The following is a 13,962-nucleotide window of genomic DNA, read 5'->3' as shown; positions in this document are numbered from 1 at the left end:
GATAATTTTATTTGTTTTTTTACAACAACAAAAGCCGTCCAATAATTAGGACAGCAAAATTAATTAAAAATATTTAAAATCAAATTAAACTTTGAATATAATTATTTTCAAGATATCTATACCAATATTGAAATTCAATTTTTTTCAATATTTTAATATCTATATCTTTTTTTTCATAATCTTTTTTAAGTTTTAATTTAAGTTTTTGTAACTTAAAATATTTTTTAAAATTCTTATTAAGAAAATGATTTTTTGGTTGAATACCAGATAAATTTAAACTAAAATAATTAGAATTTTGAAATTGATCTGAATTCATATAAGATTTACACAACAAAGTTAAATTATGTGGCATTTTAATATTTCTTCCATTAACTCTTTGTTTAATATTCCAATCAAATATATTAGAAAAGTTAAAATTAACAATTGGAAATGGACTTAATTCTATTTCTTTAATTATATCATAAGGAAATAATGCCAAAAAAGATTTTTGCGGACAAGTAAAACATGTACGAGAAAATCCAAACAAATGACGACTATAAAAATCAATTCCTTTATTAGAATTTGTTTCAATTAGTTTATCATTTTTAGAAACATATTTACTAACATATGAAACAATTTTATTGACATAATCTTTTTTATCAAAAGTACCTTTATAAAAAGCTTTACATTTACTAATTTCAATTTTTTCAAATAAAAGATTTTTTTTGATGGTCTAAAAATTTGTACATTTTGACTAATGGGATTTAAATGTTTATAATATTTTATATTATTTTTATTCATAACAGATGCATAAGCATTAGCCCAAAGCAAAGTAATTTTTGGCACTTTAACATTATTTTTCTCGTAATAATTTTGAGGTATTTTAATATTACCTTTTTCATCTATTTTATGCATTAAATAATCATCATAAAAAATACTCTTATTCCCTTTAATAGGTCGGTTTTTCAAACACAAAGCATAATCTTTATCAGTACACAAATAACGTGAGTATACGCCAAAAGAATTTAAAACATCAATATTAAAAATAATATGGTAATGAATAACTCCTAATTTAGTAGTTTCCAAAGACCAAAAATATCGAAAATCTTGCATTTTAGAATAAACCAACTCTTTTTTAGAGAATTGTTGAAATAAACTTGATAAATAATTTTTTCTCACTAAACGAATAAAACGTTTCCTTACTTGCCCCATAATATCAGGTTCATGAGTATATTTTATAGTTTTACCTTGTAAATCATCACAAGGAGCTGTCAAAGTAATAAAAGATATTCTTTTAGAATCTTTAAAATTATATAAAAGTTTATCCTTAGCATTTTGTGAAGAATCTCGATAATGCCTTAAAATTTTTGATTTTGGTTTAATTTCTTGCAATTTATTTTCTTTTAATTGCTTTTTTAAAGAATAATCAAATTTCAAATCATCATCACTTAATGACAAATACCTTTCTTCTTTTTTTTCTTTTAAATGTTTTTTATAACATTTAATTCGTTCCAAAGGTTCAAACATAAAATAATTAAACCCTTTTAAACGAGTTTCATAACCATTATCTTTTTTATTTACTTTATAAAATTTTTTAGAAATTTCCTTAAATAAAACACATAATTTTAAATAACATTTCCTATAATAAGATTCAGTAATTTGATTAAATTTATGTTGTTTTTCTAATTGGTTAACTTTTTCATTATAAATTTTAATAGTAGTAGATAATTCATCATAATTTTCTATATCTTTTGAATTAGGTAAAAAAATTTTAAATAATCTAAATCAAAAATTTTATCATTTAATCCTTTTGTAAAATCATCAGAAATTAATTCTTTTTTTATTAAGGAATAAAAATAATCTATAAAAATAGAAGAATCATTCAAAGTTAAAATTTCAATATCACGTTTAGCACGTGTTATTGCAGTATAAATTATTTTTTTTCTAAAACTTCATCTTGTGATTCCTTTCGATTTTGCCAACCAATTAAATAAACGGATTCTTTTTCATATCCTTTATATCCATGTATAGTTGACAAAACAATTTCATTTTCTTTACTATTATTATAAGATGTAGTAAAAGGAATTTGGTTTTTGTAAAACTCATCTTTAAGTTTTTGTAATTCACCATTACTACGGCAAAGAACAGCTGTAGAATAAATTAAAGATTTTTTAATTTTTTCACAAAAATAATTAATTTGTTGATAAAAATTATCAAAAAAAGAAAAATTTATAAAATCTCTATATTTTTTTTCACTAAAAGATAATTGTAAATATTCCTTATTATCAATTAATTCATTAGCTGCTTTAACAATATTAATACCTTTGGAACGATAATTAACATTTAAAAAATGTTTTTCAGGTTTAAAATCTTTTACAAAAAGTTCCAAAATACGCTCACTAGAACCAAAAGAACTATAAATATTTTGAGTATAATCATCAAAACAATATAAAGAATTTGGTTTATTAAATAAAAGTTCTCTTATAATAAAATAATAAAAATAATTTAAATCTTGAAATTCATCAATAAAAACAGGACGATTATAAATTAAACCATTATTTCTTTCAACAAATTCAATATAATCACTAGTTTCAATTAATAAACCATCAAAAGTTATTAAATTATTATCGCTTAATTTTTCATAATATAAATTTAATAGTAATTCAAAAGATTTTTTTAAGACTTTATCATCAATTTTAATAGATGAATAACAATTTTCTTTTTGAAAAGTTAAACGTATTAAATTATTTAATTCCTGTAAAAGCTTTCTAAATGAATATTTTCTTTATTCTTTAAAATACAATTTTAAATCTTGATTTTCTTTTAAAATAAGTTTTAAAATATTTAATTTAGTTTCATCATCAATAAATTTTCTTTGTTGTGCTGTTTCATTAAAAATATTATATTTTAAATAACAAGAATAAGCAAAACTATGAAATGTTCTAATTTCATAATTTTCTTTTAAATATTTTTCTAATTCATCATCATTATAAGAATGATAATCTTCTTTTAATGATGAAAATAATTTATCATAAATAACATTTTTATTAGCATTAGTAGCTACCAAAATTAAAGGTTTTTCTTTTCCTAAATCTTTTAATTTTTCAATTAAAATGGTAGTTTTGCCAGAACCAGCTCCACCATGTATATACATGCAAGAAGAATATATTTTTGTTCTTTTGATAAATTAAATAACATCTTATTCTCCTTTATAATATTAAAAACCCCCTAAATCCCCAAAGGGGACTTTATAGGAGGAAGGTAAGAGTTAATTTGGTTGTACTTCGGCTGGACGCCTAGTTCGCTCTGCTCGCCTTGGAATACTTTTAATATTAATTTTCTTTTTTTATTCATGATTAATAAGTTGATTCTTGTTTAACGGTTCCATCTGGGTTGTAATATGTTGATTTGATTAGGTTTTCTTCGGGGGTGTAAAATGTTTTTTGGATTATTTTTTTACCTTCGGGGTTGAATTTATTAATATAATGTATAGTTTTGCCATCTGGACGATAAACTATTTCTTCTTCAACTAAAGCTTTAACTGTTTCTTTTAGTTTTTGATTTTCTTGATGTAATTGTTCATTTAATTCCGTTGCTTTTTGTTCAATATCAGTTTTTAATAATATTCTTCTTTCTTCAGTTTCTAAATGATATTTATAAACAAGCCCACCTATCCAAAACACAAAAAACAGTAATGTTCCAGTAGTAATTAAAAAAGGAATTATTTTATAATGTTTATTGACTATTCTAAAACTTGACATTTTTAAACCTCTTTTTTATTATCAAAAATAATTAAAGAATTTTTTTAGCATTTTCAAACACCCATAAATATAGGAAATTAATAAAAAATGATAAAACGAAACTCAATATTATTATAACCTTTTTAAACAAAAATAAAAAGAATTTTAAAACAATTAAAATAATATCTAATATTCTTAAAACAATTTTAAATAACAAATCACCTATTTTAATAAAAGAATTTAAAAGAAAACTTTGAATTTCTTTAAAAAAATAGATAACAACGCCACCAACAGTAAAAGTAAAAATCATCTTTGCTATTTCTTTTAATGTTTCCCAAAAACCATCATCAGGTTCTAATGGTTTTTGACCGACAAGAAAAGACATAGAACTTTTTATATAACCTATAATACTACCAAAAACATCAATAAAAATTTTTAATATTTGCATTAAAAAATTAAACAAAGAACTAAATAATTTCAAAGGATAAATTAAAAATATTAATTTTTCCCATATAAAAACAATTACTGTCTTTATAATATTAAAAAAAATTAAAAAATTATTATCCCAACCAACAGTAAAACCAAACAAAAAAGATGATTTAGTAAAAAAAAATACTATAAAAAATACTATATAATAAATAAAAAAAATATTTAAAATCAAAGGGAATTAAATATTTTAAAAAATTAAAACTAAAAATCATTTTCATCATTATCAATAGATTCTACAATCAAATTTCTTTTTTGATTGATTAATTCCTTTTTTAATTCCAAATTTTCTTTTAATAATTTATCTAAATCATTAGTATTTGTTTCTTTTTTTTCATTATCATCATCTTTTTTTATTTCATCAAAAAGTCCTTCAGAAAAATTAAGACCACCATTTTCTCCAAATTCTTTAATCATTCTATGAACATGTTCTTTATATATACCCAAATAATTACTCATTTGAGATATTATCCTAATTAAAGCTCCAAACTCTCTAACAGTAATTTGTCCATTTTTAATATATTTATTTACTACAAAATGCAATTCATCACTAAAATTATATTTACTTTTCAATTCTTTAATATAAAAATAAAGCCAATAAATAAAAATACCAAAGATAAAAGAAATAAATACTTTAGATTCAACAATATTAATAATTGTTTGTTGTGTATTCATCAATTTTTCCTTTCTATAAAATTATTGACTTTTTAATTTATTATCATTTCAACTAATTTATTATTTTCAGTAAAAAAATTAATATATAAAAAAATACCAATAATTGCACCCATCAATAAACAAATAAAATTATCAAATAAATTATATTTTTTCATATATTCTCCTTAAAACCATGGAATTTTGTCCCACACCGGATAACAATGCCAACCAACAAAAATGCCACTGATATAAAAAAATAGAAAAAATAAATAATTCTAATACTTTAGATTCTTTCATATATTTTCCTTATATGAGTGTTTTTTAAAAAAACACTCATTTATTTAATCCATGTAATTTTAGTTGTATCAGGAACAATAAAACCAAGTTTATAAGCTGCAAATATAAAAATACAACCAAGAGCAATTAAAATTAATATTTGTCTTAAAGTCATTTTTTATCCTCCTTTTTATTATTTAGCTATTGATAAATAACCTTTTGAAGCAAAATAAACAATCAAAGGAATAACAATGCCTAATGTAGGTAAAATCCAATATGTAAAAAAACTGCCTAAAGTTAATTTATTTCTTCTAAAAGATTTTTTACTGAAATAAGAACGTCTGTAATTTCTCGCCATTTTAATCTCCTTTTTTTATTATTTAATAAGAAAAATATTTTTTAGTATTTAGAAATAATAAGGAAACCAACTTAAAAGTTGGCATTTTTTTTTAATGGTTCTTTAATCGCCTACAATATTCAAGCAAATAAATAATTTATTTAAATTTAAGGATTTGAATGCAACGAAGCTATTAGAAATATTTTAATGGGTAGTATAAATAAAAAATAAATTCATAATATTTTTAGTAATGGTTAAAGCGTTGCAAAACAATTAATTTAAATTTTTCATAAATTAAAATAAATAGATTACAGTAAATAAAATTGGCATTATTTAACTAAATTATACAACAAAAGTAGTCAAATAAAATAATATTTTAGTAATTTTTAGTTGGTAATTAATTTTGGTTGGTGTTTGATTGTTTGAAAAAATTATTATATATAAATAACTTGGTGAATGCATGAAATGATAGCAATTTAGTCGATCAAAATAAAAAAGACCAACTTAAAGTTGATCTTAAATATTATATTAAAATTTGATTGTCTTAATGCTTAATAAATGAAATGGTTCAAAACATTATGCTTTGGGAACAGTTAAAATAATAGTTAAAGGATTTTGTTTTAAGACTTTTTTTAATTGTTTTTTGATTGAAACATGATTTAAGAAAAAAGGATAAGCAAAAGCTAAAGCAAAAAATAAAACTATATTTACCAAAAATAAATAAAGAGGCACAAATTCTTTTAAAGATGAGTAAAGGGTGGGCAAATAATTTAAAAAGAATTCTAATTTGCCTTGCAAAGAAGCTGATATTGCCATGAATAAAACAAATATCAAAAAGAATAAAGGAATTCCCAAAAATTGAATAATAACTATTTTTATATTTAAATGATGAAATATTTTGTGAATATCTCGATCAGAAACCCCTAAAGATTTTAGAATGCCAATATCTTTGTTTTTTAAGGTGATAATATTTCTCATATGAATAATCATTTGATAAAAAGATATACCTAAAAAATATATGTGAAATAATAAAGGTGCTAATAACAACCAAAATGTCTTGTTTTTGGCTTGATTTTCTGGTGTGACATAACCTAAATTACAAAGCCAAAGAAACATATTGAAAAATATTAAAAAAGAAAGAGTTAAGAATAAAGCAACATTACTAGATGTAGAAATAATTTTAAAAGCTAATTTCTTATTATTTTTTAAAATATTTTGAGTTACTAAAAGAGCTGTTTGTTTGGAAAGATGAGTTTGTACTAAAGGCAAATGCATTGCTTGATGTTGAGAACTATAATTTTCATTTGCCAAAGTGGGTGCAAAATCTAGTTCCATAGCATTATTTTTCTGTTTTAATAAATTAGCAACTTCTTCTTGGGTATAAGTTTTATTTTGTAATATTTGGGGTTTATCAGTGGAAGCTTTAGTTACTTTTTTAGTAAGGTCTTTTGCAATTTGACCATCAGCAAATTCAATAATGCGGTCTGCATATTTATAAGCACTTTGGGTATCATGAGAAACTATAACAACTAAGGTATCTTTTGATATTTGTTTTAAACATTCAAAGATTTTTTGTCCTGTTTTTTCATCTAAATTACCAGTAGGTTCGTCTGCCAAAATCATTTTAGGATTTTTAATTAAAGCACGAGCAATACTTACTCTTTGTTTTTGTCCTCCTGAAAGTTGATTAGGATAGCGAGTTTCTAGACCATCCAATTCTACTTGTTTTAATATTTGTTGTATTTTCCAATTATCTACTTGTTTTGATTGTAGTGCACAAGCCATTTGAATATTTTCACAAACTGTTAAATTATCTAATAAATTATATTCTTGGAAAACAAATCCTAAAAAATAATTGCGATAAGCATCTAGTTCGAATGAAGTAAATTCATTAATGTTTCGTCCTAAAACTGTAATATTTCCCTTAGTGGGTTTGTCAATCCCTCCTATGAGATTCAATAAAGTAGACTTACCAGAACCTGATTTACCAATAATAAAAACTAATCCTTTTTGAGGCAATTGAAAAGAAACATTTTCAAGGACTTCTGTATTTTGAAATTTTTTAAATAAATGGTTAATTTTTAACATAAAAATTAATCTCCTTTTTATTTCGTATGAAATTGAAATAAAAACACTAATAATGTAATATTTAAGAAATAATAATAGCAAATGATGTAAAATAAATTATTGTTTTTGCTTATTTATTATTTAAGAATAAAAAAGTTTATTTTGTTTTATTTAAGGTAACTTTTTTTACTTATTTGTGGTTTTTTAATTTGGTTTTTTTTAATTTTTTTAATTATAAACCAGTAAAGAAATGTAATAACTAAAGCAGTAAAAGCAACAGCAGCGGTAATAACTGAAAATATGTGGCCTTTAACTGCATCTGTAGCTTTTTGAGGAACATCTTTTTTAGCTTGTTCTACTTTATTTTGAAGTTTTTCCTCAGCTTTATTGCTTATATATTGAGCTAATCTGTTTGTTAAATTAGAAGCTATTGTTTTAACATCATTACTTTTTTCTCCTAAACACCAACCAAGCAATTTAGTTGCAAATTTATGATTATTTAGAAAATTTTTAATAGCAGGTATTCCTTCTTGTGAATTTAAATCAGAAGGTGTAGGAGTGACATCAGCATTAGCATAAGGCCAAAAATTATTAATTTTATCTTTAATAGACGCCCAAAGAATTTTATATTCTTGTACATCATTTATATTTTGCAATTTATTCCAATCTTCTTTTACTTGTTGAACTTTTTGTAAATTATCCAACGCAGTTTTATAAGCTTCTTTTAAGGGTTGAGGAGTTTGATTATCCATAAAAGGAAAAAAACTTATAAAAGATTTCCACCAAGTTGGAGAAGGTTTTAATAAATTGGAAGCTTCTTGAAACTTATTTTCTTTTAAATTGTTTTCTACTTCTTTATATTGTTGTTCCGCTTTTTTATATGCTTCATCAGATTCTAACATATTTTTTAATGTTTCGTCTTGTTGGGTTAATTCTTTAATTTGTTCTTTTGTTTCTTCAATGGCAGTTATTTCTTCTTGTATTTGGTTTTGTAATTGTGTGTCAATATTTTCAGGGGCTTTGGTTCCTGGCAATGTATTATAAATAGCTGTGCCAACTTCTTTGGCTTTATTCCACAACCAAGAACCACACCCTTCTTTTTGTTCTTCTTGCTTTTCTTCTTTTGGTTTATTTAATTGATTATCTTTTGCATCATTTTGATCTTTATTATTCCCCTTATTTGCACTTTCTTCTTTCTGTGCATAAACAACATTATTATTAAAATAAGGATTTTTCTTCTTAAAAAAACTAAAACTACAAACATTAAAAACTATAAAAATAAAAAAATTCACTAAATTTAATATTAATGCTAAACATAATATTTTTTTACCTATAAATTTCATCGTTTTACTCCTTAGTTTTATAGGACATTTAAGTATTACATTAAATGTTATGATAAGATATTTTATTGTCATTATAATTTATTTTAGTTTTTTCTAAGTTAAACAAATAAATTAATTTTTTTGATAATTATGGTTTTGCGGCGCAAAGTTAAAAATAATTCATGATGTTTTTGGTGATAATAAAGTGTTGATATAAAATAAGAAAGTGTTTTTTTTTCTAATTTCTATATACTTATAAATGCTACCATATTTATTATAACTTAATTTTATAAAACAAAAGCAAATTTGTGATGTTGGTAAGCTAAAAAAATACCTTAGCAAAGGGTTAATTTTTTTTATTTAAGTGTTTTAAAATTCTTTCAATATGATAAAACTCATTATAAATATGATAAACTCCACTTTATTGAAGTTGTTTGTTGGGTGTAGGTTTTTATATCCAAAGAGCAATTTTTTCTTCTAAAATATAGTTTCCTGAATCATTTAGTATTACTTGATTTTGCTTTATTTGAATATAGCCTTTTTTTAAAGCATTATTAAGACATTTATTATAACGAGATAAAGACCATTTTAGATCTTTATAAATCTCTTGAAAATGGTTTTTTTGTAATTGATCTTGATGATTTTTGAGATGCATTAGTAAAGAAATAATCATAAATTCTTTTTTTTGCAAATTATTTTTAATCATTTTGGCAACAATTCCAGTTTTAGGGGCTAAGAAGAAAAATAGCAAAAAGTTCACTAAATTCATAAAAGCAATTAATCCTGATACTGGTAAATTAAGTCCAATTGCCAAATAATAACCAAGACTAGAATTCACAAATGCAAGCCATAAAGAAAGCAAAAAGCTATTATATAGATTCTTAGTAATTAAAAGAGATGTAGCAGCAGGTCCAATCATACAAGAAATTACCATAATAGAACCAACTACATCAAAAGAAATAACAGCTGTCATAGAAACTAAAAACATCAATAAATAATTAATTAAAGTAGTGGAAAAGCCGAGGATTACAGCAAGAGTAGGGTCGAAAATATAGATTTTTAATTCTTTATAAAAGAAAAGCACAAACAACAAATTAAGACATAAAAGAGGAATAATTTTTTTGAGTTGTTTAATGTGGGTAAGTTCAATATTGCCTAAAAAAACAGCATCAGTATCTAAATGTTCGTGTCTTGTATAAAGACTTATCAAAATAATTGCTACCGAAAAGAAAAAAGTAAACACAATCCCAATAGAAGCATCTTTGGTAACTTTAGAATGTTTGCCTAAAAGTTCTACCATATAAGCTGTAAGAACCCCTACTAAAGCAGCTCCCATAATTAAAAGAGGGGAATTAAGATTTTTAACTACTAAAAAAGCTACAACTATTCCTAATAAAACACTATGACTAATAGCATCAACTACCATAGAAGACTTTTTCAATACTAAAAAAACTCCTAAACTAGCCAAAGTCAAAGAACAAAATAAAATAACTAAAAAAACATCTAATTCAAAGCCACCAACAACATTATTTATAAAACTTATCATTAAACAATACCATCAATTAAATTTTCAACTAATTTAATTCCTTTAGGTGTTAATTGGGCTTTTTGATTTTGTAACATTAAATATTTTTCCTTCCATAAAAAACTTTCTATTTGAATTATTGGCAAACTCAAAGTATGAGTTTCTTCTTGTTCGTAATAAAGATGGATAAGTTGACGAAATTTTTTAATCTTTTTTTGATATTTAATTTTTTGCACATATCTACTAATAACTCCATATTTAGGAGAAAATAGCAAGGACAAAGCAATAAATAAAGTAGTAATAACAATAATAATTGGTCCTATTGGCATATCTTGTACACTATTGCTTATAAAAACTCCAATTAAACTAGAAAAGAAAGTAACAATGGAAGCAACAATAACATTAGTAACAAATCTATCACTAAATTGACGAGCAATTACTCCTGGCATAATTAAAAAGGCACTTGTCAAAATAATACCAATAATTTTTAAACTAATAACTACTACTCCAATTAATAAAAAATTAAGAATAAAAGTCATAATTTTAGTGTTAAATCCTACACTTTGGGCAAACTTATCATCAAAAATATAAATTTTGAATTCTTTCCACAAGCCAACTACCACAACTAAAGCAATTAAAGCCATAATGCCAGTAGAAATCATATCTAGTTCAGTTACTAAAGCAATTTGCCCTAAGATAAATTTTTCCAAAGTAGCTATTTTGTTATCCTCACCAGTATTTTGAGCAATGGCAATCAAAACGTTGCCAAGACCAAAAAAAGAAGCAAGCACTAACGATAAGACTGTATCTGATTTAATTTTGGAATATTTTTTAATAAGTTCCATCAAAAGCAAAGTAACAAACGAGGCAAGAATAGCACCCAGCCACAAAACCCAAATATCTGTACTACGAGCAAAAAGATAAACTAAGGCAATTCCTGGCAAAGCGGTATGAGAAAGAGCATCTCCAATTAAGGCTTGTTTTTTCAGGATAATAAAAACACCTAAAATACCTGATGTAAATCCTAAAAAACTAGCTGTTAAAAGCACTTTAACAACAGTATAATTAAATTCTAAAACAAACATATTTCATCCTTTCTTATTTATTGGTTATTTTATTCTTTTTATTATATGATTATTTATTTTAATCATTTATATTTAATTTGATTATTTATTTTGGTTCTTTTTATTTAGTTGTTTTCGGGGTTTGCAAATTATGGATGTCTTTTTTTAATTGTTTATTTTGAAAAGTTTTAGTTAAATTAGTTTGGTTAAAAACTTCATCCGTAGTACCACTTGCAATTTTTTGTACGTTTACCAAAACTACATGATCAAAATATTGAGTCACTGTTTCTAAATCATGGTGCACTACAATAATGGTTTTATTTTCTTTTTGCAAATCTTTTAAAACTTGGATAATTTTTTTTTCTGTTTGGATATCAACTCCTTGAAAAGGCTCGTCCATAAAATAAATATCTCCTTGTTGAGCTAAGGCACGAGCTAAAAAAATTCTTTGTTGTTGTCCGCCTGAAAGTTCAGATATTTGACGGTCCTTAAGGTCTTGCATTCCTGTTTTTTCCAAAGATTGCATTACTATTTCTTTATCTTTAGCAGTTGGTTTTTTAAACCATCCTAAATGTCCGTAGCGGCCCATCAAAACAACATCAAACACAGTAGTTGGAAAATCCCAATCAACTGAATTTCTTTGTGGCACGTAGGAAATTTTTTTTCTTACTTGTCCATATTTTTGATTATAAAATAAAACTTCTCCAGAAACTTTGGGAATCAATTCTAAAATAGTTTTAATTAAAGTAGATTTTCCAGCACCATTAGGACCCAAAATAGCTGTCAAAGAGCTTTGATAAATATCTAAATCAATATCCCACAAAACTGGTTTTAGATGATAAGCTACAGTTAGATCTCTAATTTTAATGGCTATTTCTTTTTTCATTATAATCTCCTTATTTCTTTGTTATTGTTGTTATTGTTTTAATTCTTTTTCTATTGTATGAATGTTGTGTAATAAAGCTCCAATATAGGTGGAATGTTTGTATTTTGTTGGTTTGGAATTCCCGTCTTTATCTTTGTCGGCTTCAAATTCTATTGGCTCTTCACTTTCTGAACCCAAAGAATCAGCGTATAATTCTTCATCACTTTTTTTAATATTATGACCTTTACTTTTTACAGATTCTTTAAGAGAATCAAGCGTTCCTTCTGGAAAAGCACTTTCTACAAAAATAGCTTTTACTTGGTTTTCAACCAGTTTATTAGCTAATTCTTCAATATCGCTGATACTGGCTTCTGTTTGGGTAGAAATTCCTTGAATTGGACTTAATTCAAAATCATATTTTCTAACTAAATAAGAAAAAGCATCATGGACAGTAACTAAAATAAATGTTTTGCCTTGAGAAGAAAATTGTCCTTTTAATTCGTTAAATTTCTTGCCTACATATGTATCTAATAATTTTAATTTTCGTGCATATGTGTCGCAATTATTTTTTAAATTAGCAATATCCCTTTGGCTAAAACGTAGTTTTTTCAATACTGTTTTTAATTTGTATTTTAATTGTTTTAAAACTTTAATCCAAAGATCTATATCAAACCAAATATGAGGATCTGGTCCATGAGTATCTTCATCTCTCTTAATATTTTCTTCTTTAATGCGTTCCTCCTCTTCACCTTCTTGATTTATAACTTTGGTATGCGTTTCATCTAACTGCACTACGGTAAAGGAATTATTCATTAAAAGCGGGAAGGCTTCTGCCATTTTAGCTTCCAAATGCAGTCCATTAATCACAACCAAATCAGCTTCTTTAATTTTTTTGCGATCTGATAATTTGGTTTTGTAATTGTGCGGGTCAATTCCTACTCCCATCAAAGAATCAACTTGAATACCTTCAATTTTTTGATATTCGTTTTGTTCTTCTTCTGCCACATCACCAACTAAATGCTTGACTAAATCTTTTAACATGGTAGTAGTCGTTACTATTTGTAAATCTTTTGAAGCAGTTTTGGCATTATTGGTTTTTGTCAAAGATAAAAAAGGAATAGACAAAACCAGCGTTGTTATTGTTGCCAAAAGAAAAATGATTATTTTTTGTTTGTGTTTAATAAAAAAATCCATAATTATGGTCTCCTTTTGCCTTTCTGAATTGATTTAAAATGATCTAAAATGGCACTATTTTGTGAGGTAAAAAACGATGTTATAAAAAATATCTAATGATATGCAATTATAAATTAGTGGTTTTGGGATTTCTTTGTAAAATCCATCATTAAAAATTTCAATTTTGATACAGTTATGGCTATACATTTGTAATAAAGTAGCAAAAATATTTAATTATAATGAGGGCTAATTTGTTATTTGGGGGGTTGGTTTGGGTTAATTTTAGTAATAAAATGTTTTTATTTTATATTTTAAAATAAGTTTATTACTTATAATTTCATTTTTTAAAATGTGTTTCATATTTACATTATGAAAAAACTAAAACTTTAAAGATATTTATTATATCTTAATATAAATTAATGTAAAATATTATGCAAGTGTTTTTGAAATGGTTTTGTAATACCTCGTATAAAT

Annotated in this window: 15 protein-coding genes and 1 pseudogene; all 16 read right to left on the bottom strand. The window is 24.2% G+C overall.

Annotation, left to right across the window (positions count from 1 at the left end; genetic code table 11):
- Nucleotides 1-79: 79 nt before the first annotated feature.
- Entirely contained in the window at nucleotides 80-526 is a 447-nt protein-coding gene (locus HGD80_RS05235) for a hypothetical protein (protein WP_225904341.1), read from the bottom strand.
- A 44-nt stretch (nucleotides 527-570) separates the two neighbouring features.
- Nucleotides 571-1,506, bottom strand: coding sequence for a hypothetical protein (locus HGD80_RS05230; protein ID WP_225904340.1), 936 nt, complete (start codon nucleotides 1,504-1,506; stop codon nucleotides 571-573).
- A gap of 406 nt (nucleotides 1,507-1,912) precedes the next feature.
- Complete coding sequence (locus HGD80_RS05520; protein WP_264081082.1) at nucleotides 1,913-2,368, bottom strand: 3'-5' exonuclease; 456 nt, start codon at nucleotides 2,366-2,368, stop codon at nucleotides 1,913-1,915.
- 33 nt (nucleotides 2,369-2,401) lie between these two features.
- Nucleotides 2,402-2,674, bottom strand: a pseudogene (locus HGD80_RS05515) (UvrD-helicase domain-containing protein); the annotation flags it as partial.
- 90 nt (nucleotides 2,675-2,764) lie between these two features.
- Nucleotides 2,765-3,133 (bottom strand): UvrD-helicase domain-containing protein, encoded by a 369-nt coding sequence (locus HGD80_RS03855; RefSeq protein ID WP_219474618.1) that lies wholly within the window; start codon nucleotides 3,131-3,133, stop codon nucleotides 2,765-2,767.
- Between the two features lie 202 nt (nucleotides 3,134-3,335).
- A complete protein-coding gene (locus tag HGD80_RS05660; protein ID WP_219474615.1) occupies nucleotides 3,336-3,740 on the bottom strand; it encodes a DUF2963 domain-containing protein in 405 nt (134 codons plus the stop codon).
- A gap of 31 nt (nucleotides 3,741-3,771) precedes the next feature.
- On the bottom strand, nucleotides 3,772-4,167 hold the full coding sequence (locus HGD80_RS05220) for a hypothetical protein (RefSeq protein WP_225904339.1): 396 nt from the start codon (nucleotides 4,165-4,167) through the stop codon (nucleotides 3,772-3,774).
- Nucleotides 4,168-4,409: 242 nt separating this feature from the next.
- Complete coding sequence (locus HGD80_RS03840; RefSeq protein WP_225904338.1) at nucleotides 4,410-4,880, bottom strand: hypothetical protein; 471 nt, start codon at nucleotides 4,878-4,880, stop codon at nucleotides 4,410-4,412.
- A 32-nt stretch (nucleotides 4,881-4,912) separates the two neighbouring features.
- Complete coding sequence (locus HGD80_RS05500) at nucleotides 4,913-5,035, bottom strand: hypothetical protein (protein ID WP_264081081.1); 123 nt, start codon at nucleotides 5,033-5,035, stop codon at nucleotides 4,913-4,915.
- A 293-nt stretch (nucleotides 5,036-5,328) separates the two neighbouring features.
- Nucleotides 5,329-5,493, bottom strand: a complete 165-nt coding sequence (locus HGD80_RS03835; RefSeq protein ID WP_011412364.1) for a hypothetical protein — start codon at nucleotides 5,491-5,493, stop codon at nucleotides 5,329-5,331.
- 555 nt (nucleotides 5,494-6,048) lie between these two features.
- Nucleotides 6,049-7,560 (bottom strand): ATP-binding cassette domain-containing protein, encoded by a 1,512-nt coding sequence (locus HGD80_RS03830; RefSeq protein ID WP_219474610.1) that lies wholly within the window; start codon nucleotides 7,558-7,560, stop codon nucleotides 6,049-6,051.
- A 146-nt stretch (nucleotides 7,561-7,706) separates the two neighbouring features.
- Nucleotides 7,707-8,882 carry a hypothetical protein gene (locus HGD80_RS03825; RefSeq protein WP_225904337.1) on the bottom strand — a complete coding sequence of 392 codons (1,176 nt, stop codon included), beginning with the start codon at nucleotides 8,880-8,882 and terminating at the stop codon, nucleotides 7,707-7,709.
- Between the two features lie 430 nt (nucleotides 8,883-9,312).
- Nucleotides 9,313-10,407 (bottom strand): metal ABC transporter permease, encoded by a 1,095-nt coding sequence (locus HGD80_RS03820; protein WP_219474608.1) that lies wholly within the window; start codon nucleotides 10,405-10,407, stop codon nucleotides 9,313-9,315.
- Entirely contained in the window at nucleotides 10,407-11,471 is a 1,065-nt protein-coding gene (locus tag HGD80_RS03815) for a metal ABC transporter permease (protein WP_219474606.1), read from the bottom strand. The genes HGD80_RS03820 and HGD80_RS03815 overlap by 1 nt, the downstream gene beginning before the upstream one ends.
- Before the next feature lie 100 nt (nucleotides 11,472-11,571).
- Complete coding sequence (locus HGD80_RS03810) at nucleotides 11,572-12,336, bottom strand: metal ABC transporter ATP-binding protein (RefSeq protein ID WP_219474603.1); 765 nt, start codon at nucleotides 12,334-12,336, stop codon at nucleotides 11,572-11,574.
- 30 nt (nucleotides 12,337-12,366) lie between these two features.
- Nucleotides 12,367-13,509 (bottom strand): metal ABC transporter solute-binding protein, Zn/Mn family, encoded by a 1,143-nt coding sequence (locus tag HGD80_RS03805; RefSeq protein WP_219474600.1) that lies wholly within the window; start codon nucleotides 13,507-13,509, stop codon nucleotides 12,367-12,369.
- Nucleotides 13,510-13,962 lie beyond the last annotated feature (453 nt).

The sequence above is a fragment of the Paulownia witches'-broom phytoplasma genome (genome assembly GCF_019396865.1).
GTDB lineage: Bacteria > Bacillota_I > Bacilli_A > Acholeplasmatales > Acholeplasmataceae > Phytoplasma > Phytoplasma asteris.
This window is presented reverse-complemented; position numbering and strand designations above follow the sequence as displayed.